Origin of the sequence: Nonomuraea sp. NEAU-A123 (assembly GCF_018603905.1) — a bacterium.
Classification (GTDB): Bacteria; Actinomycetota; Actinomycetes; order Streptosporangiales; family Streptosporangiaceae; genus Nonomuraea.
On record NZ_JAHFZZ010000004.1, the window covers coordinates 430,992 to 451,479 of the forward strand.

Annotated in this window: 23 protein-coding genes; 9 read left to right on the top strand and 14 right to left on the bottom strand. The window is 69.5% G+C overall.

The window, feature by feature from the left end; translation table 11 throughout:
- The first annotated feature begins 56 nt into the window (after positions 1–56).
- Genes dut through KLK06_RS14260 form a run of 4 tightly spaced genes read left to right on the top strand, consistent with a single transcriptional unit; the run spans position 57 to position 2,248 of the window.
- The gene (gene dut / locus KLK06_RS14245; protein WP_214635893.1) at positions 57–497 is read left to right on the top strand and encodes a dUTP diphosphatase; all 441 of its coding nucleotides are present in this window, start codon (positions 57–59) and stop codon (positions 495–497) included.
- 9 nt (positions 498–506) lie between these two features.
- The gene (locus KLK06_RS14250; protein WP_308168242.1) at positions 507–1,157 is read left to right on the top strand and encodes a DUF3710 domain-containing protein; all 651 of its coding nucleotides are present in this window, start codon (positions 507–509) and stop codon (positions 1,155–1,157) included.
- Positions 1,158–1,185: 28 nt separating this feature from the next.
- Positions 1,186–1,572: an OB-fold nucleic acid binding domain-containing protein gene (locus KLK06_RS14255; protein WP_214635894.1), complete on the top strand. Its 387-nt coding sequence runs from the start codon at positions 1,186–1,188 to the stop codon at positions 1,570–1,572.
- Between the two features lie 4 nt (positions 1,573–1,576).
- Entirely contained in the window at positions 1,577–2,248 is a 672-nt protein-coding gene (locus tag KLK06_RS14260) for a DUF3159 domain-containing protein (protein WP_308168243.1), read from the top strand.
- Positions 2,249–2,252: 4 nt separating this feature from the next.
- Here the strand turns inward: KLK06_RS14260 and KLK06_RS14265 are convergent, their stop codons facing one another.
- Together KLK06_RS14265 and KLK06_RS14270 are read right to left on the bottom strand one after the other, a co-directional pair.
- On the bottom strand, positions 2,253–2,912 hold the full coding sequence (locus tag KLK06_RS14265) for a TrkA family potassium uptake protein (protein WP_214635895.1): 660 nt from the start codon (positions 2,910–2,912) through the stop codon (positions 2,253–2,255).
- The gene (locus tag KLK06_RS14270; RefSeq protein WP_214635896.1) at positions 2,912–3,577 is read right to left on the bottom strand and encodes a TrkA family potassium uptake protein; all 666 of its coding nucleotides are present in this window, start codon (positions 3,575–3,577) and stop codon (positions 2,912–2,914) included. The genes KLK06_RS14265 and KLK06_RS14270 overlap by 1 nt, the downstream gene beginning before the upstream one ends.
- Before the next feature lie 103 nt (positions 3,578–3,680).
- On the opposite strand from KLK06_RS14270, the gene KLK06_RS14275 reads away from it, so the two are divergent.
- Together KLK06_RS14275 and KLK06_RS14280 are read left to right on the top strand one after the other, a co-directional pair.
- Positions 3,681–5,750 carry an APC family permease gene (locus KLK06_RS14275; RefSeq protein ID WP_214635897.1) on the top strand — a complete coding sequence of 690 codons (2,070 nt, stop codon included), beginning with the start codon at positions 3,681–3,683 and terminating at the stop codon, positions 5,748–5,750.
- A gap of 50 nt (positions 5,751–5,800) precedes the next feature.
- Positions 5,801–7,051 (top strand): class I SAM-dependent RNA methyltransferase, encoded by a 1,251-nt coding sequence (locus KLK06_RS14280; protein WP_308168244.1) that lies wholly within the window; start codon positions 5,801–5,803, stop codon positions 7,049–7,051.
- Positions 7,052–7,132: 81 nt separating this feature from the next.
- Here the strand turns inward: KLK06_RS14280 and KLK06_RS14285 are convergent, their stop codons facing one another.
- The 5 genes from KLK06_RS14285 to KLK06_RS14305 form a co-directional block, all read right to left on the bottom strand.
- A complete protein-coding gene (locus tag KLK06_RS14285) occupies positions 7,133–9,625 on the bottom strand; it encodes an ABC transporter permease (RefSeq protein ID WP_214635898.1) in 2,493 nt (830 codons plus the stop codon).
- Positions 9,622–10,314, bottom strand: coding sequence for an ABC transporter ATP-binding protein (locus tag KLK06_RS14290; RefSeq protein ID WP_214635899.1), 693 nt, complete (start codon positions 10,312–10,314; stop codon positions 9,622–9,624). Before KLK06_RS14290 ends, KLK06_RS14285 begins: the two co-directional genes overlap by 4 nt.
- On the bottom strand, positions 10,311–10,820 hold the full coding sequence (locus KLK06_RS14295) for a PadR family transcriptional regulator (RefSeq protein ID WP_214635900.1): 510 nt from the start codon (positions 10,818–10,820) through the stop codon (positions 10,311–10,313). The genes KLK06_RS14290 and KLK06_RS14295 overlap by 4 nt, the downstream gene beginning before the upstream one ends.
- Positions 10,821–10,950: 130 nt before the next feature.
- Positions 10,951–11,472 (bottom strand): hypothetical protein, encoded by a 522-nt coding sequence (locus KLK06_RS14300; RefSeq protein WP_214635901.1) that lies wholly within the window; start codon positions 11,470–11,472, stop codon positions 10,951–10,953.
- A 52-nt stretch (positions 11,473–11,524) separates the two neighbouring features.
- Positions 11,525–12,751 carry a transposase gene (locus tag KLK06_RS14305; RefSeq protein ID WP_250905372.1) on the bottom strand — a complete coding sequence of 409 codons (1,227 nt, stop codon included), beginning with the start codon at positions 12,749–12,751 and terminating at the stop codon, positions 11,525–11,527.
- A gap of 137 nt (positions 12,752–12,888) precedes the next feature.
- On the opposite strand from KLK06_RS14305, the gene KLK06_RS14310 reads away from it, so the two are divergent.
- Complete coding sequence (locus KLK06_RS14310) at positions 12,889–13,395, top strand: hemerythrin domain-containing protein (RefSeq protein WP_214635902.1); 507 nt, start codon at positions 12,889–12,891, stop codon at positions 13,393–13,395.
- 21 nt (positions 13,396–13,416) lie between these two features.
- Here the strand turns inward: KLK06_RS14310 and KLK06_RS14315 are convergent, their stop codons facing one another.
- The 4 genes from KLK06_RS14315 to KLK06_RS14330 all read right to left on the bottom strand — a co-directional run bounded on the left by KLK06_RS14315 (position 13,417) and on the right by KLK06_RS14330 (position 15,917).
- Positions 13,417–14,127 carry a hypothetical protein gene (locus KLK06_RS14315; protein WP_214635903.1) on the bottom strand — a complete coding sequence of 237 codons (711 nt, stop codon included), beginning with the start codon at positions 14,125–14,127 and terminating at the stop codon, positions 13,417–13,419.
- Between the two features lie 77 nt (positions 14,128–14,204).
- Positions 14,205–14,717, bottom strand: coding sequence for a ricin-type beta-trefoil lectin domain protein (locus tag KLK06_RS14320; protein WP_214635904.1), 513 nt, complete (start codon positions 14,715–14,717; stop codon positions 14,205–14,207).
- A gap of 133 nt (positions 14,718–14,850) precedes the next feature.
- Entirely contained in the window at positions 14,851–15,036 is a 186-nt protein-coding gene (locus KLK06_RS14325) for a DUF397 domain-containing protein (RefSeq protein ID WP_214635905.1), read from the bottom strand.
- 11 nt (positions 15,037–15,047) lie between these two features.
- Positions 15,048–15,917 (bottom strand): helix-turn-helix transcriptional regulator, encoded by an 870-nt coding sequence (locus KLK06_RS14330; protein WP_214635906.1) that lies wholly within the window; start codon positions 15,915–15,917, stop codon positions 15,048–15,050.
- A gap of 264 nt (positions 15,918–16,181) precedes the next feature.
- On the opposite strand from KLK06_RS14330, the gene KLK06_RS14335 reads away from it, so the two are divergent.
- Positions 16,182–16,568, top strand: coding sequence for a hypothetical protein (locus tag KLK06_RS14335; RefSeq protein WP_214635907.1), 387 nt, complete (start codon positions 16,182–16,184; stop codon positions 16,566–16,568).
- An 8-nt stretch (positions 16,569–16,576) separates the two neighbouring features.
- On the opposite strand, the gene KLK06_RS14340 is transcribed toward KLK06_RS14335, so the two are convergent.
- From KLK06_RS14340 to KLK06_RS14350, 3 genes are read right to left on the bottom strand one after another with little or no spacing between them, the layout of a single operon-like run.
- Positions 16,577–17,203 carry a DNA-binding response regulator gene (locus tag KLK06_RS14340; RefSeq protein WP_214635908.1) on the bottom strand — a complete coding sequence of 209 codons (627 nt, stop codon included), beginning with the start codon at positions 17,201–17,203 and terminating at the stop codon, positions 16,577–16,579.
- The gene (locus KLK06_RS14345; protein ID WP_214635909.1) at positions 17,200–18,318 is read right to left on the bottom strand and encodes a sensor histidine kinase; all 1,119 of its coding nucleotides are present in this window, start codon (positions 18,316–18,318) and stop codon (positions 17,200–17,202) included. The genes KLK06_RS14340 and KLK06_RS14345 overlap by 4 nt, the downstream gene beginning before the upstream one ends.
- On the bottom strand, positions 18,315–19,430 hold the full coding sequence (locus KLK06_RS14350) for a sensor histidine kinase (protein ID WP_214635910.1): 1,116 nt from the start codon (positions 19,428–19,430) through the stop codon (positions 18,315–18,317). Before KLK06_RS14350 ends, KLK06_RS14345 begins: the two co-directional genes overlap by 4 nt.
- A 135-nt stretch (positions 19,431–19,565) precedes the next feature.
- Here KLK06_RS14350 and KLK06_RS14355 point away from each other — a divergent pair, with 135 nt between their 5' ends.
- The gene (locus KLK06_RS14355; protein WP_214635911.1) at positions 19,566–20,480 is read left to right on the top strand and encodes an LLM class F420-dependent oxidoreductase; all 915 of its coding nucleotides are present in this window, start codon (positions 19,566–19,568) and stop codon (positions 20,478–20,480) included.
- Positions 20,481–20,488: the final 8 nt, after the last annotated feature.

Sequence of the window (20,488 nt, forward strand, 5' to 3'; positions counted from 1 at the left end):
ACCTTGAGGCTGAGGGGGCGCATCGCCGCCGAGCACCACGACCGTGAGGTGAACCCTTGACCGACGTGCAGGTCCTCATCCAGCGACTCGACGACGAGCTGCCGGTGCCGTCCTACGCCCATCCGGGCGACGCGGGCGCCGACCTCTACGCGGCCGAGGACGTCGAACTGCTGCCCGGCGAGCGGGCCGTGATCGGGACGGGCCTCGCGATCGCGCTGCCCGACGGCTACGCCGCGTTCGTGCACCCTCGCTCGGGCCTTGCCGCCAAGCACGGCGTCACGCTGGTCAACGCGCCAGGCACGGTCGACGCCGGCTACCGCGGCGAGATCAGGGTGACGGTGATCAACACCGACGCCAAGGAGCCCTTCCGCCTGAGCCGCGGAGACCGGGTGGCCCAGCTCGTCGTCCAACGCGTCGAGCGGGCGGCGTTCACCGAGGTGGAGCTGCTGCCCGGCTCGGCCCGCGGCACCGGCGGTTTCGGATCAACAGGACGTTAACCAGGGAGAGTGAGCACAGTGTTCCGACGTCGCCGTCGTGAGCAGCCGGATCAGGCGGCAGAGCAGAAGGTCTCCGCCGCCCCCATGCGCGAATCCGGCCCATGGGACGCCGACGAGCCCCACCCCGACACCGACAGGATCGATCTCGGCGGGCTGCGCGTGCCGCACAACCCCGACTTCGACCTGCGGCTGGCCTCGGTGGGTGACCAGAACGTCGGTGTCGTCGTGCTGTACGAGGAGAGCTCGCTGCAGCTCCAGGCACTGGCCGCGCCCAAGACCATGGGTCTCTGGGACGAGGTCCGGGCCAAGATCCTGTCGGGTGCCAAGGACCTCGCCGGGCAGGAGGGCCCGTTCGGTCCCGAGCTGATCGGCGACATCGCCGGCGAGGGCAACACCACCCGCAAGGCCCGTTACATCGGCATCGACGGTCCGCGCTGGTTCCTGCTGGCGATGATCAGTGGCCGGGCCGCGCTCGACGAGAGCGTGGCGAACGTGTTCCTCGACTTCATCCGGGATGTCGTGGTAGTACGGGGCACCGAGCCGATGGCCCGGGAAGAGGCGATCACGCTGCGCCGTCCCAACGAGCAGAGCACCGAAACGGACGAGAGCCAGGGGCTCAACCCGTTCAAACGAGGACCCGAGATCAGCGAGATTCGCTGACCGTTCCTATCACGTAGGCTGAGTCATCATGAGTACGGCAGAACCTCCGAAACGCGGGGGATTGCGCGGGTTCTTCAGTCGGCTGGCCTCCACCCAGTCCGAGATCGAAGCCCAGGAACTACGGGAAGACGTCGACGAGGTCGGCGCGACCCCCATCGTCTCGTGTGGCGGCAGGCGCCGCTTCTGCGTGGCCGGTACGCTACGTACCGTGACACTGCGGCCCAGGGGCGGCGCGCCCGCCCTTGAGGCCGAGCTCTACGACGGGTCAGACGTGATCGACCTGGTATGGCTCGGCCGCCGCAAGATCGCGGGCATCGAGCCCGGGCGCACCGTCAAGGCAGAAGGCCTGGTCAGCATGCAGGACGGGCGCAAGGTGATGTTCAATCCTCGCTACGAGCTGCGCCCAGGGAGTTGATCAGGTGAGTGCCGAGGCGGAAGAGGTCGCCCACGACACCGTCGAAGCGGCGGTGCGAGCCCAGCTCGCCAAGGCGTTCGGCGGAGTACGGGGCATCATCGAGGCGGCGGTGCCGACCATCGCGTTCACGCTGTCGTGGATCTTCACCGAAGACCTGAAGATCTCGCTCATCATCAGCGTCTCGCTGGCGGTCGTGCTGCTGGTGGCCAGGATCGCGCAGCGGTCCACGCCGCAGTTCGTGATCAACAGCCTGATCGGCATCGCCATCGGCGCGTTCTTCGCCAGCCGCACCGGCGACGCGAAGGACTATTTCCTGCCCGGCATCCTGTGGAACGCCGGCTACTCGGTGGCGATGCTGCTGTCGATCGTCACCCGCTGGCCCGTGGTCGGGTTCCTGATCGGCTCGGTCACCGGCGACCCCACGGCCTGGCACAAGGATCCGGGCATCGTCCGGCTCTGCGCCAAGCTGACCTGGATGCTGCTGATCCCGTGCGTGATCAGGGTGGCCGTGCAGCTGCCCGTGTGGCTGTTCGGCGGCGGCGACGAGGCCGTGGCCGCCCTCGGCTTCGCGAAGATCGTGATGGGCTGGCCGCTCCAGGTGGCCGCGCTCGGCGCGATGCTGTGGCTGCTCGGCAGGGGACGAACGCCGATCAAGTCGCCGGTCGCCCCCGCCTAGCCGCTCAGTGCTGGGAGAGCAGGTGCGCGAGCTCCTGCTCCACCTCCTGGTTGGCGACGAACAACAGCTCGTCGCCCGCCTCCAGCGGGTCGTCGTTGGTCGGCACCAGCACCCGGCCCTCACGCAGGATCGCGACCAGCGCCGAGTCGTTCGGCCACGGCACCGAGCCGGCCCGCTGGCCCACCACGGGCGCGTCCTCGGCCAGGGTGAGCTCGACCAGGTTGGCCTGCCCCTGGCGGAACGTCATCAGCCGCACCAGGTCGCCGACGCTCACCGCCTCCTCGACCAGCGCGCTCAGCAGGCGCGGTGTCGAGACCGCCACGTCCACGCCCCACGACTCGTTGAACAGCCACTCGTTGTTGGGGTGGTTGATCCGGGCCACCACGCGCGGCACGCCGTACTCGGTCTTGGCCAGCAGCGACACCACGAGGTTGACCTTGTCGTCGCCGGAGGAGGCGACGACGACGTGGCAGTTGCTCAGGCCCGCCTCGTCGAGCGAGGCGATCTCGCAGGCGTCGGCCAGCAGCCACTCCGCCCGCGGCACGCTGTCGATCTTGATGGCGCGGGGGTCGATGTCGATCAGGAGGACCTCGTGACCGTTCTCCAGCAGCTCGGCCGCGATGGACCGGCCCACGGCCCCCGCACCGGCGATGGCGACGCGCATCAGTGGTCCTGTTCCGGTGCCAGGGCGAGCACCTTGTTGATCCGGTCCATGTCGTTCTCGGCGGCGATGACGTGCAGCACGTCGCCTTCCTGGATCACGGTGTCATCGGCGATGACCAGGGCCTCGCCCATGCGGTTGAGGTAGGCGGCGCGGGTCCTGGCCCGTGCCTCGAGATCGACGACCCGGGTGCCGATCCAGCCGGGATTCGTGGCGACCTCCGCCAGGATCACGGTGCCGGTGGGGTCGCGCCAGAGCGGCTCGGCGCCCTCGGGCAGGATGCGGCGCAGGATCTGGTCGGCGGTCCACCGCACGGTCGCCACCGTGGGGATGCCCAGCCGCTGGTAGACCTCGGCCCGCCGCGGGTCGTAGATGCGGGCCACCACGTTGTCGACGCCGAACGTCTCGCGCGCCGCGCGCGCCGAGATGATGTTGGAGTTGTCGCCGCTGGAGACCGCCACGTACGCGGCCGCGGACTCGATGCCCGCCTCGGTGAGCACGTCACGGTCGAATCCGACGCCGGTCACCCGCCGCCCGCGAAAACCGGCACGCAGCCGGCGGAAGGCCTGAGGGTCGCGATCGATGATCGCGACCGTATGGCCGTTGTCCTCGAGGATGTGGGCCAGGGTCGAACCGACCCGGCCACAGCCCATGATCACTATATGCATACTCCCCCGCACTTCGCGGTCGGCCGGTTGCTCGACACCAGTATGGCCCGATAGGGGAGCGCCCCGTCGGCGCCCCTGGCACGGGGGGCTAGCATTTCGTTACGTGGCGAAGGTAACGGATCTTGTCAAACGCGTGCTTGTGGGGCGGGCGCTCAGAAGCGGCCAGCTTCACGAGCAACTGCTGCCCAAACGCATAGCCCTGCCGATCTTCGCCAGCGACGCCCTGTCCTCCGTGGCGTACGCGCCGCAGGAGATTCTGGTCATCCTGTCGCTGGCGGGTGTGTCGTTCTACTCCTACAGTCCGTGGGTCGCGATCGCCGTCGTGGTCGTGATGCTGACGGTCGTGGCCTCGTACCGGCAGAACGTGCACGCCTACCCCAGCGGCGGCGGCGACTACGAGGTGGCCACCACCAACCTCGGCAAGAACGCCGGGCTGACCGTGGCCAGCGCGCTCATGGTCGACTACGTGCTGACCGTGGCCGTGTCGGTCGCCAACGGCGTCGACTACGTGGGCGCCACGATCCCGTTCGTCGGCGAGCACAAGCCGGCCGTCGCCATCGCCATCGTGATCCTGCTCACCGTCGTCAACCTGCGCGGCCTGCGCGAGTCGGGGGCGGCCTTCGCCGTCCCGACGTACGCGTTCATGCTCGCGGTGCTGGGGCTGATCGCCTGGGGCGGCTTCCGGCTGCTGGTGCTCGGCGACGACCTGCGGGCGCCCAGCGCCGGGTTCACGATCGACGCCGAGCAGGCGAACCTGACCAGCTTCGCCGCCGCCTTCCTGATCCTGCGCGCCTTCTCCTCCGGTTGCGCGGCGCTGACCGGTGTCGAGGCCATCAGCAACGGCGTGCCCGCCTTCCGCAAGCCCAAGAGCAAGAACGCCGCCACCACGCTGCTCATGATGGGCCTGGTGTCGATCACGATGTTCGGCGGCATCATCGCGCTGGGCCTGGCCTCGGGCGTGAAGGTGGCCGAGCCGTCGGTGGTGGCCTACGACCTGCACCGGGCGGACGGGTCGCCGGTCGGCCCCGGCTACTACCAGCAGCCGATCATCTCGCAGGTGGCCGACGCGGTCTTCGGCGGCGGCTCGCTGCCGTTCGTGGTCATCTCGGCGGTCACCGCGCTCATCCTGTTCCTCGCCGCCAACACCGCCTTCAACGGCTTCCCGGTGCTCGGCTCGATCCTGGCCCAGGACCGCTACCTGCCCCGCCAGCTGCACACCCGCGGCGACCGGCTGGCCTTCTCCAACGGCATCGTCATCCTGGCGCTGGGCGCGTGCCTGCTGCTGTGGGGGTTCAACGCCGACGTCAGCCGCCTGCTGAACCTCTACATCGTCGGCGTGTTCGTCTCCTTCACGCTCAGCCAGATCGGCATGGTCATCCACTGGACCCGCCATCTCAAGACCGAGACCGACCCCAAGATCCGGCACCAGATGCACCGCTCGCGAGTGATCAACTTCTTCGGCGGCATCATGACCGGGCTGGTGCTGGTCGTCGTGCTGCTGACCAAGTTCCTGGTCGGCGCCTGGATCGTGTGCTTCGCGATGCCGGTCCTGTTCCTCATGATGAAGGCCATCCGGCGCCACTACGACAACGTGGCGGCCGAACTGGAGATCACCGAGGAGTTCGACGAGTCGATGCTGCCGGCGCGCAACCACGCGATCGTGCTCGTCTCCAAGATTCACAAGCCGACGATGCGTGCCCTCGCCTACGCCCGCGCCACCAGGCCGTCCACGCTGGAGGCGATCACCGTCGGCGTCGAGGGCGCCGAAGCCCGCCACCTCCAGGACGAGTGGGAGCGCCTGGGCATCCCGGTGCCGCTGAAGATGCTCGACTCTCCATACCGGGAGATCACCCAGCCGATCCTCGACTACGTCAAGACCCTGCGCCGCCGCTCACCGCGCGACGTGGTGACCGTGTTCATCCCCGAGTACGTGGTCGGGCACTGGTGGGAGCACCTGCTGCACAACCAGAGCGCGCTGCGGCTGAAGGCGCGGCTGCTGTTCAAGCCAGGGGTGATGGTGACGAGCGTGCCGTGGCAGCTCCACTCCTCCGACCGGCTCAAGGGGCGGCGCGAGCCGTTCGCGCCGGGCGCCTCGCGCCGGGCGGGACACCAGGTCATCAAGACGGACGTCAAGGCGAAAGACGAGATCAAAGCCAGCGACCACTCCCTGTAGCAGGCCAAGTCCGGAAAGTGGCAGGGTCGGCCAGGGCATAGGGTATCCGTGTGGAACAGGCATCTCTCGAGCTGACGGTAGGTCCGGTCGCCCATGGCGGCTGGTGCGTGGCGCGCCATGAAGGGCGCGTGGTCTTCGTACGACACGCGCTGCCAGGCGAGCGGGTCATCGCCGAGGTCACCGAGGAGACCACCCGCTTCCTCCGGGCCGACGCCGTGCAGGTGCTCGACCCGTCACCCGACCGCGTGGTCCCGCCCTGCCCCTTCGCCGGCCCCGGCCGCTGCGGCGGCTGCGACTGGCAGCACGCCACTCTGGAGGCGCAGCGCGGTCTCAAGGCCGCCGTGGTCGCCGAGCAGCTCAGCAGGCTGGCCGGCATCGAGCGTGCGGTCGTGGTCGAGGAGGTGCCGGGCGCCAAGGACGGGCTCGGCTGGCGCACCCGCGTCCAGTTCGCCGCCCGGCCCGACGGCGAGCTCGGCTTCCGCAAGCACCGCTCGCACGACATCGAGGTGGTCGACGCCTGCCTGATCGCGCACCCGGAGGTGGAGGCCGTCGGCGCCGAGCAGCGCGAGTGGCGCGGCGCGTCCGTCGTCGAGGTGATCGCCTCCTCGGCCGGCGACCAGGCCGTGGTGGTCAAGCCGCGGCCCAGGCGCAGCGTGACCGTCCCGGACCTTGACGCGTCGGCCTCGATCCTGCTCGACCAGGGCAAGGGCCACACCGTGCCGCGCAAGGGCTCCGGGGTGCTGCACGAGCAGGTGGGCGACCGGGAGTTCAGGGTGGCGGGCAGCGGCTTCTGGCAGGTGCATCCGGGCGCCGCCGAGACCCTGCTCGACGCCGTCCTGTCCTACGCCGCGCCGGAGCCCGGAGAGTGGGCCCTGGACCTCTACTGCGGGGTCGGCCTGTTCGCCGCCGGCCTGGCGGAGGGTGTGGGGGCCGAGGGCGCGGTGTTCGGCCTGGAGTCGGAGGCGGCCGCCGTCCGCGACGCCCGCGCCAACCTCCGCGACCTGCCGCAGGCCCGGGTGGAGCGGGGACGGGTGGAGGAGGCACTGGACCGGTTCCAGATCGAGCGCGCCGACATCGTCGTCGTCGACCCGCCCCGGTCGGGGCTCGGGCGCGACGTGGTCCGCCGGGTCGCCGCGCTGGAGGCGTCGCGGATCGTGTACGTCTCCTGCGACCCGGCGACGCTGGCCCGCGACCTGTCCTGGCTGGGCGACGACGGCTATGAGCTGGTAGACCTGCGGGCTTTCGACGCCTTTCCGATGACTCACCACGTGGAGTGCGTGGCACTGCTGGCCAGGAAGTAGCCGCGTTCGTCGACCATCACGACGCTCCCGGTGCCGATGGCGCAGCTCACCACGGTGGCCGGGAGCGATCCAGGATCCGCGTCACACGAGCCGACGGGCGAGGGGCAGCCGGGTCCGGGTGATCAGTGCCGCTGCGGTCGCCAGCAGGGGCAGCCCCACCACAGCGGCGATCACGAATGACCACGGTATGGCGATCGTGGCGGGATCTCCCGCGCCGTGCGTCGTCATCGGCCGGCTCAGCGCCACGCCTGTCACCGTTCCCGCGACCAGCCCGACCAGCGCGCCGAGCCCGGAGATGTAGAGGGCCTGGCCGGCCACGACCATCCGCAACATCCCGGGCGGGGCGCCGATGGCTGCCATTGTGGCCCGTTCAGGCCGCATGTCGGCGGCCGCCAGGCGGGTGGCGGCCAGTGTGCCGCCGACGACGAGGACGAGAGCGCCGCCGAGCCAGCCCCACAAGCTGGGGTCGGGCGTGTTGCGATAGCCCTCCTCGGACGCGATCGTGACGCGGTGGGTCACTTTGGCGAGATCGCGCCACAGCGGTGAGTCGGCCGGCGGCCGGTGCATGGCGTAGAGCTGGCGCTCCGCCGTCGAGAAGCCGGCCTGCTCGACCAGGGCGCGCGGCAGCAGGGCACCGCCCTGGTACTCGTCAGCGGGTGTGGCCAGCACCGCGGGCACGTCGAGCTGGCGCGCGGGGCCGGACGTGGAGCCCGCCCGCAGCGTGAGCTTGCCGTCCCGCAGGGCGGCCGCGTCGAACACCACGGCCTTACCGCTCGCCAGCGCCGCGGCCGCCTGTGGGTCGTGGCGTCCTTGCAGGAGTTCGAGCAGCGCCTGGTCGCCGATGGCCGCCGTGCGACGTGTCCGGGTGCCGTTCCATCGCACCGTGTACCGCAACGCGTAGCGGTGGCCCTGGGCGTCCTTCACCTGGTAGCCGGCGGTCAGCGGCACGCCCGGCAGCAGGCGGGCCGCTTCGGCGCGCAGCTTGTTCCAGGTCGCGTCGGCCATGGTGCCGCCCCAGATCGCCAGCATGCCGGTCGGGCGCGCCGAGGTGTAGGCGTTGCGCTGGTCCATGTATGCGCTCTGAGCGCCGATGCCCATCGCCACGACCGTGGCCGTGACCGCCATGACGGCCGCCACGGCGCTCGCCGTCCGGGATCGGTGGCGGACCGCGTCGCGGACGGACACCCGCAGCGGCAGCCGCAGCCGCGTGGCCAGCCGTCCCGTGTAGCGGACCAGCCATGGCGTCAACGCCACCAGCCCGAGCAGGACCGGCACCGACGAGACGAACACCCACGCCGAGCCCGGTTGGCGGCGCGCCACCACGGTCGCCGCCAGTCCGGCCAGCACCAGCGCGACCCCCACCAGGGGCCATCCCGGCCGGTCGGCCATCGTGGGCGAGCGGCCGGCCAACACGGCCGCGGTGTTCTGCCGAGCCGCTTGCACGGCAGGCACCAGCGCTGCCACGAGCCCGGTGAGCAGGCCCAGCCCGGCCACGCCCAGAACCGGCCACCACGGTACGTCCGGCGGGCCGACCTGCCCTCCCCAGCGCGCCAGGACCGGGGCGCCCAGCGTTCCGGCCGCGATGCCCAGCACGGTCGCCACGAGGGTGGCCGCACCACCGAGGATGAGCCCGTCGGCCAGCACGATCGTCCGCAGGTGCCCGGCTGAGCCGCCTTGGGTCGCGATCTCGGCCAGTTCCCGGCGCCGTCTGCGGAGCCCGACCGCGAAGGCGGGCCCGGCCAGCAGCACGGTCTCCAGCGCCATCACGATCACCATGGCGCCGATCCCGGCCAGCTCCTGGACGGAGTCTGGGCCACGAACCAGAGCGCGCTGATTGTCGGTGATCATGGTGCGAGAGGTGACGTACAGACCGCCTCTGTTCAGCGCGGGCACGTCGGTCCACGACACGGGCCTCGCGGCGGCGGCGAGCCAGCCGCTGCCGTACTCGCGGGGCCAGAATTCTTCCGACGGCGTCAACGGGAGATCCGGACCCACGACCTCTCGAAGCGACGGCTGGTGCGGGTGCTCGACCACGCCCACCACCGTCAGCGGCGCCGCGCCGGGTAACCGCAGGACATCGCCGGGCCGCAGGCCGAACGCGGGTGTCACCGCGACCTCGCGGGCGGAGGGAAACCTGCCCTCACTCAGCGTCCGGATTCCCCTGGTAAGAGGATCGCGCAGATCGGTCCGCAGCCCGACGGCCTGCCCGCTGCCCAGCCGGAGCGCGCCGGTGCTGAAGGGGATCACCCGGGCACCCGGCCCCAGCAGGGCCACCACCTCGGCGGCGTTGAGCCGGGGCGTGGCCGTTTTGCCGTCAGCCGGGTCCATGCTCGCCCCGCCCGGCTGCTGGTGCAGCACCGTGCCCTCGGGTACCTGCACGAGGCGGGCGTCGGCCGCGCCGAGCTCGGCCACCAGGCCCTCGCGCGGAGTGACGGTCATGGTCTCGCTGAGGGTGAGAGCCGCCGTGATCACCAGGACGGGCAAGCCGATCATCATCATGATGAGCGCGCTTCGTCCCCGGGAACGCCACGCGTTCCGGCGGGCGATGCGCAGCGCGGCGAGAACGGCGCTCATCGGGCGCTCACCAGCGACCCGTTGGTGGAATCGGTGATCATACCGTCGCGGAGGAACACCACACGGTCGGCCCAGGCGGCGTAGCGCGGCTCGTGGGTGACGAGCAGGGCCGCCACGCCCGCGTCACAGCGCGTGCGTAATATCTGCAGGATCTCGTCCCCGGTACGTGTGTCGAGCGCACCGGTCGGTTCGTCGGCCAGCAGCAGGCGCCGCTCGCCGATCAGTGCGCGGGCGATCGCGACCCGCTGGCGCTGGCCACCGGACAGCTCCTCGGGGAAGCGGTCGGCCAGGTGTTCCATGTCGATCTCCGCCAGCACGGCCATGGCCTCCTCGCGGGCTTGACGTGACCGTACGCCGTCGAGCTCGCGCGGCAGCATCACGTTCTCCGCCGCCGTCAGCGACGGGATCAGGTTCAGGTCCTGGAAGACGTAGCCGACGCTGCGGCGCCGCAGCGCCGCCAGGTCGCGCACGGTGGCCAGGTCCTGCTCGCCGATGTGCACCGTCCCCGACGTGGGCCGGTCGAGCCCGCCCGCGAGGTTGAGCAGGGTCGACTTGCCGGACCCTGACGGGCCCATGACCGCGACCAGCTCTCCCGCGTCGACCTCGAGGCTCACACCCTTCAGGGCGGGTACGGCTGTCGCCCCTTCGCCGTGGACTCTGGCCACCTCAGCCAGCCGTACGAACGTCATCTTTTCTCCTCGAGAACGGCCTCGCAGTGGTCCAGCCACCGTTGCTCGGCCTCGGCGTGGAAGATCATGGAATCGAGCACGAGCCGCTGGGCCGCGCCTTCCGCGACAGCTCGCTTGGCCCTGGTCAGCTCCTGGAGGGCGCGCATGGTCGCCGTACGCTGCTTGCGGATGACCTCGGCGACGTCCACCTCCTTGGCGGCGACGGCCATGGCCAACTTGATGACCAGCTCGTCCCGCGGCCGGTCGGAGTGGACGACGGGGGTGCTGAACCATCGCGCCATCTCCTCCCGCCCGGCCGCGGTGATCGTGTAGACGACTCGCCCCTGCTCGTCCGACTCACTCGGCTCGACCAGGCAGTCGCGCTCCAGACGGGACAGCGTCGTGTAGACCTGGCCGATGTTGAGCGGCCAGGTCGCCCCCGTCGACGCCTCGAATTCCACCCGCAGTTGGTAGCCATGCCGGGGCCCCCTGCTGAGGAGGGCGAGCAGCCCGTGCCTGATCGACATAGATACGAAGTATGCATATTCAGTATGCATTGCTCAAGTGGATCCGCCGTATTCGGCATAGGGCGCGGCGTTCCACGTCACCGGGTGCCGTCGCACTCACGTCTCGATCAAGAGGGGTGCGCTGTCCTCCTCACTCCTTCGGGGGCAGGTCGGCGAGCCAGCGTTTCGCCGCGCGGGCCGTACGCAGGCGGATCGCCGTCACCTCCGGGTGCTGGGCGATGCGGTCGGCGGTCTGCGTCTTGCGGCGCTGGTGGTGGGTCCACGCCCACCGGATCGGGTGGTCAGGTTCGAGCCAGGATCTCCAGTCCTCCCGGTTGCCGTTCCACAGCTCGCGCCGGGTGATCGCGCGGCCGAGTGAGCGGCGTACGACCCGCCACATCACGGTGCGGCGCGGCAGGTCCAGCCAGACGGCCGTGTCGGCGCGCTGCCAGAGGAGGTCGCCCAGGAAGCGGTGGTACTGGTCCTCGGTCACCCACCGCTCGCCCCGGCTGAACTCGTCCACGTCGGCCTCGAACTCCGGCCGCTTGACCCAGCCGGGACCGTGATGCAGGGCGTCGAGCTCGTGGCGGGGCAGGCCGAGCCGGGCGGCCAGCTTCCTGGCGAGCGTCGTCTTGCCCGACCCGGAGATGCCGCAGACGATGATCCTGTTCACGGTGCCAGTTTGACGGCTCGCCCAAATGGGTGCTGGATGGAACGACCATCAACTAACCGCCGGTTGAAGCTGGTGGTTTGCTCTCGCGGTCCCGTCTGGGTGAAGGGAGGCCGGTAGCGTGTGGCTGGTTGATGGCAGCCCAGCCCGCTATGCCGCGTGTGGCGATGTTGCGGGCCGCGATGTGGTCGGCGTGCCCAGCGAGGCCGCACCGGGTGCAGACGAACCGGCCCCGCGCCGGCCGGTTCGCCCTCGCCACACACCCGCACTCCGGACACGCCTGCGAGGTATACGCAGGGTCGACCAACACGAAGGCAACCCCCGTCCGGGCGGCCTTGTAGCGGGTGAAGGCGATCTGCTGGGCGAACGCCCAGGTGTGCAGGGTGCGCCGCTGGAGCCGGTGAGCCCTGACCCGACCGCGGATACCCTGCAGATCCTCCAGGGCGACCCCGCGGCCGGTGCGTTCGGCTTCACGCACCACGAACTTACTGATTTGGTGGTTGAGGTCGGTCATCATCCGATGCTCACGCCCGGACAGGCGGCGCAGCACCCGCCGCGCCGCAGCAGTGCCCTTCTTCTGCAGCCGTCGGCGTTGCCGGTGGCGCCGCTCGCGCAGGGTGCGGACGTGCCCGTTGCCGCCGATCGGCCCGACCAAGGCAGGGCCCAACAGCACCGCACCGTCGCAGGTGACTGCCAGGTTCGCCACGCCTTGATCCACCCCCACAAAACCGCCGACCGGCTCACGCACCGCCGGTTTGGGCAGGGTGAGGGCGACCTGCAGCAGCCACACCCCACGCCGGCAGACCAGATCGGCCTCCCCCACCGGCAGCACGTCCACAGCCTTGAGATCTTCCGGCCGACCCGCATATGGGACGGCGACGCGGCCGGTGGGCGTCCACAGCGACACCGTGCGGGCGTCACGATTCCAGCTCATCAACCGGGCGTCGTAAGGGATGGCGCCGTGCGGCCGGAAGATGTGAGCTCGCTTCTTGCTGGCGCGCCGGTTGGCATACGCGCCGGCGACCCGGGCGATCGCCCGCACGGCCGCCTGCGCGCCCAGCCCGGCCACCTGAGCCCGCACCTCGTAATAGGCCAGCCGGTGCAGCTCCACCACGGCGAACACGCGGTGCTGCCAGGCCAGCCGGGAGACGACGGTGGCCGCCTGATTGCACAGCAGCACCGCCGCGGTCAGCGCGTCGGCCTGGGCCGGGGCGGGCGTGAGCCGCAGCTGCACGACCGTGGGCAGGCCATTGCGTTTGGTAGCAGATCGGCGGATCGTCATCGCGCACCTCCTGTCACAGCACTCTCACCCACCGCACGCATTACTGAACGTGACTAAGTCTTTCCATACTGTTTTCGAAAGGAGGAGTGGCGCTTCCTCCCGGCCCTGAAGGACCGGGTCTCCGCGCCACCATTCAGATGAACCCGCCCTCCGAACCGGACGGCCGCCTGACGGCGTTCGGCAACCAGTTGATCGAGGCGCACCTCTGGCTCCGCGAGGAGCTGGCCCGGCTGCGCGAGGAAGTGCACGCCCACCCCGACGCGCACACCCGTCCCGAGCGGACGTGGGAGCTGCGGGCCCACTGCCTGACGTTCTGCTCGGCCGTGACCAAGCACCACAGCGGTGAGGACGAGGGGGCCTTCCCCGCTCTGGCGGAGCAGTTCCCCGAGCTGCGTCCCGTACTGGACGAGCTGGCCCGTGACCACCGGCAGGTGGCCGACATCATGCGCGCGTTGCAGGAGCTGCTCGGCGACCTGGACGCGGATCCCGAACGGGTGCGGGCCGAGCTGGACGGTCTGGCCGCCCTGCTGGAGTCCCACTTCGTCTATGAGGAGAAGCGGCTCGTCTCGGCGCTCAACGCGCTGGACGCCCCGCGCTGGCGCGCGTCGGTGCCCGCCTTCCTCAGCCGGACGCCCTTGGCATAGTTTCGCGGCCCTGCGGGGCTTTTATCTGAAGCGTTCGATCGTGACGGGAATCAGGCCCTGCCCGCGGATCGCCTGCCGGTGGTGATGGAGCAGCGCCCCGACGGCGGACTCCGGGCCGGTCCCCATACGTACGGTCACATCGAGGCACCAGGCAATCCCCGGCCCGATCCGCCGCAACTCCCAGGTGAAGCCGTGACCCGCGGCGGTCGCCGTCGCCGTGCCGACCACGCGGGCCAGGGGAGCCGCGGGGTCGTCGGCCGGCTCCAGTCTCAGGGCCGACCGCACGTTCGCCAGGCCGCGCCCACTGAGTTCCCCGGCGAACAGGACGCGGTAGAGGCGCGATCCCGTCGCGCCCAGGTCAAGTGGGGCGGCGGCCGGCAACGGCTGGCGTTCGCCGAACAGGGTGCGGATCTCCGCCTCTGTCGGCAGCTCGCCCCCGCCGCCCGCCTTGTAAGCGCCGCCGGCGTCGTGACGGCTCACCGCGATCACCCGCGAACGCAGCAGGGCGTCGGCACGGATGTCACGGCTCGATGCGGACGAACCGCCCCAGACACCGGTCGCCGCCGGCCATTCGACACTGTCGATACCGGCCGCGGTGTAGTCGTCGCAGAGCACGAACTCCTCGACCAGGACCCCCAGAGGCGGCGCCCCACGGTCCCTGTCGGCTGGCGTGGCGAAGATCAGGTAGTAGTCCAGCGAGATGTCGTCCCCCTGCGCGCTACCCGACCTCATGTGATCCTCCGAGCGTAGGTGTCACCAGATCTCTTAGAGCTGTCCGCGCCCGCCCTCGGGGGCCGACACGAAATCGCCTAGCCGACACGAACCCGAGGGCCCAGCGTCCAGTTCTGGTTCGTGCTGGCCGGGTCGCAGCGCGAGCCGAAGACCTGGCCCTTGTCGTTGCTGTTCAGGCAGGTCTCCGGCGATACGTTCTTCCACTTGATCAGGAGCCGGTCGCCGTAGTTGGTCTTGATCGTGGAGAAGGTGAACCGCTGGTGCTTGAGATCGGCCCCGCATCGGCGTACGAGCACGAGCGGGCCTTTGGGCGCACCGATGCACAGCTTGCCCCCGAAGTCGGCGCTGGCGAGTTGGGAGCGGGCAGTGCGATTCCATAAGTAGCCCTGGAAACCGGGCTGGCATTCCCAGGTCCGCGCGATGTTGCCCATCCGCCGCGTCGAGGTGTCGCCGCCGATGGTGAGGCACATACCGGTGGAGACGTTCTTGATCACGTATCCCCTGTCCGCGAGTGCGGGCGCGGTCGGTGTCAGGGTGGCCAGGACGGTTGCCCCAAGGGCCACGGTTGCGATCTTTGCCGGTCTTCTCATGGGTCGGCATGCTATCCAGGTGACGAGCCCGTCGGACCTGCTTATCCCACGCTTTCAGGGTCACCTCAGGTAAGGGCCGGGTGGTGAGGAACCTCCCGGCCACCCCCATCGCGGCTGGTTCGGCCTGAGCTGTCTATTTGATCGAGTTGATGAATTCTTGGTAAACGGTGTCGGAGACGATCATGGGGTGGACATGCGGGTTCTTGCTGTCGCGTATGGCTACCCGGCCGCCCCGCAAGCGGGCGATTTCGACGCAAGAGCCGTTGTTGCTGCACCGGCTCGATCGCTGCCAGGCCGCCGTCAGTAGGTCCTTTTCCATTATGCACACCCCTATTTTGAATGGTTGTTTTCCTGCGCCATCGCAGGTATCCAGCGTTGTTGGTCGTGGCGCACTATCAAGTCGCGAGTGCGTTCAGGTGTCAGTGCGTGCTCTGCCAGATTTTCAAAAGTTCGTTGAAATTGATAGATGTAAGTGTCATCTGTGCTGATCGTCCCGCTGCCTACGTTGTCCACATAGAGCAGACGTTGCTCGACCTCCTCGCCAGGGGAAAGTTTGATGAGCATAAAAGAGCCGTCCATGATCTCTCGGTCGGCGTCGAGCGGCAGAACGCGCAGGGTTACGTTGGGCAGCTCGGATATTTCGAGTAATCTGGCCAGTTGCGCGTGCATCACCGTAGCGTCGCCGATGCGTCGCAACAAGACGGACTCATCGACGATGGAATCAAGCCGAAGAGGGTGATCGGAGGTGTTCAGCCGAACCTGGCGACGCATGCGGAGGGCTACTCGTTCGTCGAGCTCGCGGGGCGTTAGAGCGGGTTCGACCTTTTTCCATGCGTTCAACAGGCTTCGCGCATAGCTCTCAGTCTGGAATAAGCCTGGAACTACTCGTATTTCCCAATCCTCGATCAGGTCGGCGACCGCTTCGAAATCCAGATACTGATGAAAGTCATTGGGCGGAGTCGAGGAGGTGCGCCACCATGGATGTGCGGAAGACTGCTCGAGCAGCGTCATCAGTCGTTGACGATCGGCGGCGGTGGCCCGGTACAGGTCCAGCAGGATGTCGAGATCTTCGGTCGAAATACCGATGCGCGCGTTTTCGATCCGACTGACCTTGGATGTGGACCATCCCAAACGCGCCTTGAGGTCTTCCCCTGTCAGAAAGGCACTCTCGCGCATCCGACGGAGCTCGGCAGCCAGCATCCGGCGTTGGATCGACGGAGAGCTAGGCAAGGTTCTGCTCCGCAGAGTTGCGAAAGCCCAGCGAGCGTCCGGTCATGGTTGACCTTCTCCCAGACGTAAGAGAAGCATCTCTGCATGCAACCTTGCATGCACGCTTAGCGTAGCTCATTCTGGCGGTAGGAGGCAGGATGACTCGCGCGAGATCGCGATGGCCCAGCCGTCCCGTCTCCCAACTCAGGGCTCTAGTGGGGGAGCTTGGACCGGACTGAGATCAGGCAGGGTCGGATGGCAGCAAACGGTGACGAAACACCTGCCGAGAACGACTGCCCGGTACCTCGCAGGCCTCGCGGAAGGACGCTCTACAGCACGATCGGCGGTGGGGCGGCGGCGACGGCGATCTTCTTCGGCGGTGCGCTGCCTATTACGCTCCTGGTCATAGGCGTGGTGCTGATCGCCGTTCTGGGAATAGTGGCGTTCGCATTGCTTGGCAGGGGAGACGAACGGACTCCATTTGAGCGGCTGATGTTCTTGCTCGGTCTGTTATTTGGCGATCCTTCGGGCATGGTGCTCGATATGCAGCGAACCGGCCAAGCTCGACAGGACATTCACGCAGACAAGGGTCGGGCGTCCCTTTCGGCGGTAGAAGCTCCGACCAAGAATGAGGCATCCTGACCGGGCTTTCAGAGCCACCCCATGCGCTGTGCCGTACGGATGGCTTCGAGTCGGTTCTGGGCGTTGAGCTTGGTCATCGCGCTGGACAGGTAGTTGCGTACGGTCCCCTCGGTGAGGTGCAGTTCGGCTGCGATCCGGGCGATCGTCGCGCCGTCGCCGGCCAGCCGCAGGGCGTCTCGTTCGCGGCCGGTCAGGGGGCTGTCTCCGGCGGCCATCGCCGCCGCGGCCAGTTCGGCGTCCAGGTAGCGGCCGCCCGATTGGACCTTGCGGATGGCCATGGCCAGTTCCTCGGCGGAGGCGTCCTTGCCGAGGAAGCCGCTCACCCCGGCCGCCATCGCCCGGCGCAGGTAGCCGGGTCGTCCCAGGCTGGTCAGGATGACGATCTTGCACAGGGAGCTGATCTGCTCCGCCGCGCTCAGTCCGTCCATGCCGGGCATCTCGATGTCGAGTACGGCCACGTCGGGGCGGTGTTCGACGACGGCGGCCAGCACCTCGTCGCCGCGGCCGACCTGGGCGATCACCTCGATGCCCGCCTCCAGGTCGAGCAGGGCCGCGATGGCACCGCGGACCAGGTGCTCGTCGTCGGCCAGCAGAACGCGGGTCGTCCCCCCTGGAGCGGGTACGCGCGTCGTCATGCCGGCACCGCCGCCCGCAGCAGGTACGCGCCGTCACCCGTGCACGCCGCGGACAGCGTGCCGCCCGCGGCGCTGACCCGTTGCGACAGGCCGCCGAGCCCGTCCGGCGCGTGGTCGTTCACCGGCCCGTCGACCCCGTCGTTGGACATCTCCAGCACCCCATCCTCGATCGTGATCGTGCAATGCCCGGCCTTGCTGTGCTTGAGCACGTTGGTCGCGCCTTCGCGGACCACGGTGGCCAGCAGCGTGCGGGTCTCGGCGGTCAGCGCGGCCGTGTTCGCGCGGACGGCGCACCGTACGTCCGCCGCCTCCAGGACCGCCCGCACGCTGGCCAGGACCTCGTCGAGGTCCAGGGCCCGATAGCTCTGTACGGTGGAGCGCACCTCGCGCAGCGTCTTCCTGGCCAGGTCGCGTACCTCGAACATCTCGCCCGCCGCCGCCGAGGGATCGTCGCGCAGCGTCCGCGCGGCGGCCCCGGCCCCGGCCGAGATGTCGGCGAGGCTCTGGCCGAGCAGGTCGTTCAGGTCGCGGGCGAAGCGCAGCCGTTCCTCCGACACCGCGAGCATGGCCCTGGCCTCCTGGCCCTCGTAGGCGTCCTTGGCCACGTGCCACAGCCACAGGTTCGCCATGACGCCGCCGGTCACGATGCCGGTGGTGACGATCTGGAGCACGAGGACCTCGATCAGGAACCCGGCGGCCAGCGTGACGTACACGTTGATGACGACGATCGACCCGATGGACAGGATGAGGGTGGTACGCCTGCGGACGTAAGGGGCGAGCATCGCCAGCCCCACCGGGATCACCCAGATCATCGGGAGGGCGGCCAGGAGCAGCGTGATGATCCCGGCGACCACGAGGATCGCGGTCGGCCGCCGCCCGCCCCTGACGGCGATCCTGAACGGGCGGGTGGCCAGCACGAGCAGGATGAGGAGGAGGATGGCCGCCCCGATCGCGAGAGCCTCGGGGAAGCCCTCCTGCCAGAGGGCATACAGCTCGAAGAACCCGAACACGGCGAGCAGGTGGGCGATGTCGGTGGAGTAGACGATCACCCATCGCACCTTGTCGAGCCGGCTCGCCCGCCTGAGACGGCCGCGCCACGGGGTGGTCCGCCTCATGCGGGCACCGCCGCTCGCAGCAGGAACTCGCCCGCCGGCGTGGGAGCCGCCGCGAACGAGCCGCCCGCGGCCGTCATGCGCTCGGCCAACCCGTGCAGCCCGCTCCCGGCCCCGGCTGCGGGCCCGCGCACGCCGTCGTTGCGCATCTCCAGTACGCCACCGTCGATGACGATCGCGCAGCGCGTGGCCTTGCTGTGCTTGAGCACGTTGGTGGCGCCTTCGCGGACCGCCCAGGCGAGCAGCGTGCGGGCGGCGGGGGACAGGTCGTCGGCCCTGGCCTCGATGACGCACCGAGCGCCCGCCGCCTCCAGCGCGACGCGTACCCCGGCGAGTTCTTCGTCCAGGTCGAGCAGCCGGTAGCCGTCCACGGCCACCTGCACCTCGGCCAGCGACTCCGCGGCCAGGCGGCCCACGTCGGCCATCTCGGCCGCGGCCTTGCCTTCGTCAAGAGTGGCCAGCTTGGCGGCCAGCTCGCTCTTCAGCGTGATGACGGACAGGCTGTGGCCGAGCAGGTCGTGCAGGTCGCGGGCGAAGCGTAACCGCTCGTTCGCCACGGCCAGCGTGGCCCTGGCCTCCCGGCCGTCGTACGCCTCCCTGATCGTCCACCAGACCCAGCGCCAGAGCAGCATGGTGGCGGGCAGCAGCACGGCGGACAGAGTCAAGGTGATCAGGGTGGACAGCCACGGCTGGCCGTTCACCGCCGACATGTAGACGGTGATCAGCGCGACCAGCCCGGCGCCCACGCAGGCCGTCGCCCGGAGCGGCAGGTAGAGGGCGAGGACTGAGAGCCAGAAGGTCCCGATCGTCTCCCACGACCCGGAGCCGGCGCCGGCGTGCGGCACGAGCGCCACCGCGGCCACGGAGAACAGCCCGCTCGCGGCCAGCTTCGCCGTGGGACGGGGCCGGTCGCTGAAGGAGTCCCGCAGAATGAGGGGGGCGAACGCCAGCGAAGCGAGCAGGCAGACCTCGGCGGCCACCGCGTGCGGCACGGAGATCCGCTGCTCCCGGACCGCGGCGACGACGAGCATCGAGAGGGCGATGCCCAGCAGCGCGATCGTGAGGTCCATCCAGTAGAGGAGGATCTTCTTCGCCGTCTCCGGACGGGTCGCCATCTCACCCCTCCCTCGCCGATAAAAGCCACGTTGCTCACAAAATCCTATGGCCGTCGTGGGGGCGGCGCGGGTGTGGCGGGGGCATTCTCCAGGTGTCGTCCCATGTGTGGTGGTACGTGAGCGGATAATGGCCTTATGAAGTTGCGGATCTTCACCGAGCCCCAGCAGGGTGCCACCTACGATGACCTGCTCGCCGTCGCCCAGGCCACGGAACGGCTGGGCTTCGACGCGTTCTTCCGGTCCGACCATTACCTGCGTATCGGGGAGGGCGACCCGGGCCCCGGTTCGACCGACGCCTGGCTCACGCTGGCCGCGCTGGCCAGGGAGACCTCCCGGATCAGGCTGGGCACGCTGGTGAGCCCGGCCACGTTCCGGCTGCCGGGACCGCTGGCCATCAGCGTCGCGCAGGTGGACCAGATGAGCGGCGGCCGGGTCGAGCTGGGCCTCGGCACCGGCTGGTTCGACCAGGAGCACACCGCGTACGGCATCCCGTTCCCGCCGGTGGGCGAGCGGTTCGGCCGGTTCGAGGAGCAGCTGGAGATCATCCAGGGGCTCTGGACGGCGGAGAAGTCCTACTCCTTCGAGGGCAGGTACTACCGTCTCGTCGACTCGCCCGCGCTGCCCAAGCCGGTCCAGCGCCCGCACCCGCCGATCATCATCGGCGGCACCGGTGCCAAGCGCACGCCCCGGCTGGTGGCCGCCTTCGCCGACGAGTACAACGTGCCGTTCAGGACCCTGTCCGACACGGGCGCGGCCTATGACCGGGTGCGGGAGGCGACGGCGGAGACCGGCCGTAGCGTGATCCTTTCGGCGGCGCAGACCGTCTGCGTCGGCCGCGACCAGGCCGAGCTCGAACGGCGCGCCGCCGCCATCGGCCAGGACCTGACCGCGCTGCGGGAAGGCGGTCTCGCGGGAACTCCGGCGGAGGTGCTCGACAAGATCGGCCGGTTCGGCGAGCTCGGTGCCGAGCGCTTCTACCTCCAGGTCATGGACCTGTCCGACCTCGAACACCTGGAGCTGATCGCCGCCGAGGTGCTGCCGCACGTCTGACATATCCG

Bases quoted from the DNA above. Each gene is read 5' to 3' on its own strand.
- KLK06_RS14255 (WP_214635894.1), top strand. From the start codon at position 1,186: ATGAGTACGGCAGAACCTCCGAAACGCGGGGGATTGCGCGGGTTCTTC.
- KLK06_RS14265 (WP_214635895.1), bottom strand. From the start codon at position 2,912: ATGCGCGTCGCCATCGCCGGTGCGGGGGCCGTGGGCCGGTCCATCGCG.
- KLK06_RS14270 (WP_214635896.1), bottom strand. From the start codon at position 3,577: ATGCATATAGTGATCATGGGCTGTGGCCGGGTCGGTTCGACCCTGGCC.
- KLK06_RS14285 (WP_214635898.1), bottom strand. From the start codon at position 9,625: ATGAGCGCCGTTCTCGCCGCGCTGCGCATCGCCCGCCGGAACGCGTGG.
- KLK06_RS14290 (WP_214635899.1), bottom strand. From the start codon at position 10,314: ATGACGTTCGTACGGCTGGCTGAGGTGGCCAGAGTCCACGGCGAAGGG.
- KLK06_RS14295 (WP_214635900.1), bottom strand. From the start codon at position 10,820: ATGTCGATCAGGCACGGGCTGCTCGCCCTCCTCAGCAGGGGGCCCCGG.
- KLK06_RS14305 (WP_250905372.1), bottom strand. From the start codon at position 12,751: ATGACGATCCGCCGATCTGCTACCAAACGCAATGGCCTGCCCACGGTC.
- KLK06_RS14310 (WP_214635902.1), top strand. From the start codon at position 12,889: ATGAACCCGCCCTCCGAACCGGACGGCCGCCTGACGGCGTTCGGCAAC.
- KLK06_RS14315 (WP_214635903.1), bottom strand. From the start codon at position 14,127: ATGAGGTCGGGTAGCGCGCAGGGGGACGACATCTCGCTGGACTACTAC.
- KLK06_RS14320 (WP_214635904.1), bottom strand. From the start codon at position 14,717: ATGAGAAGACCGGCAAAGATCGCAACCGTGGCCCTTGGGGCAACCGTC.
- KLK06_RS14325 (WP_214635905.1), bottom strand. From the start codon at position 15,036: ATGGAAAAGGACCTACTGACGGCGGCCTGGCAGCGATCGAGCCGGTGC.
- KLK06_RS14330 (WP_214635906.1), bottom strand. From the start codon at position 15,917: ATGCTGGCTGCCGAGCTCCGTCGGATGCGCGAGAGTGCCTTTCTGACA.
- KLK06_RS14335 (WP_214635907.1), top strand. From the start codon at position 16,182: ATGGCAGCAAACGGTGACGAAACACCTGCCGAGAACGACTGCCCGGTA.
- KLK06_RS14340 (WP_214635908.1), bottom strand. From the start codon at position 17,203: ATGACGACGCGCGTACCCGCTCCAGGGGGGACGACCCGCGTTCTGCTG.
- KLK06_RS14345 (WP_214635909.1), bottom strand. From the start codon at position 18,318: ATGAGGCGGACCACCCCGTGGCGCGGCCGTCTCAGGCGGGCGAGCCGG.
- KLK06_RS14350 (WP_214635910.1), bottom strand. From the start codon at position 19,430: ATGGCGACCCGTCCGGAGACGGCGAAGAAGATCCTCCTCTACTGGATG.
- KLK06_RS14355 (WP_214635911.1), top strand. From the start codon at position 19,566: ATGAAGTTGCGGATCTTCACCGAGCCCCAGCAGGGTGCCACCTACGAT.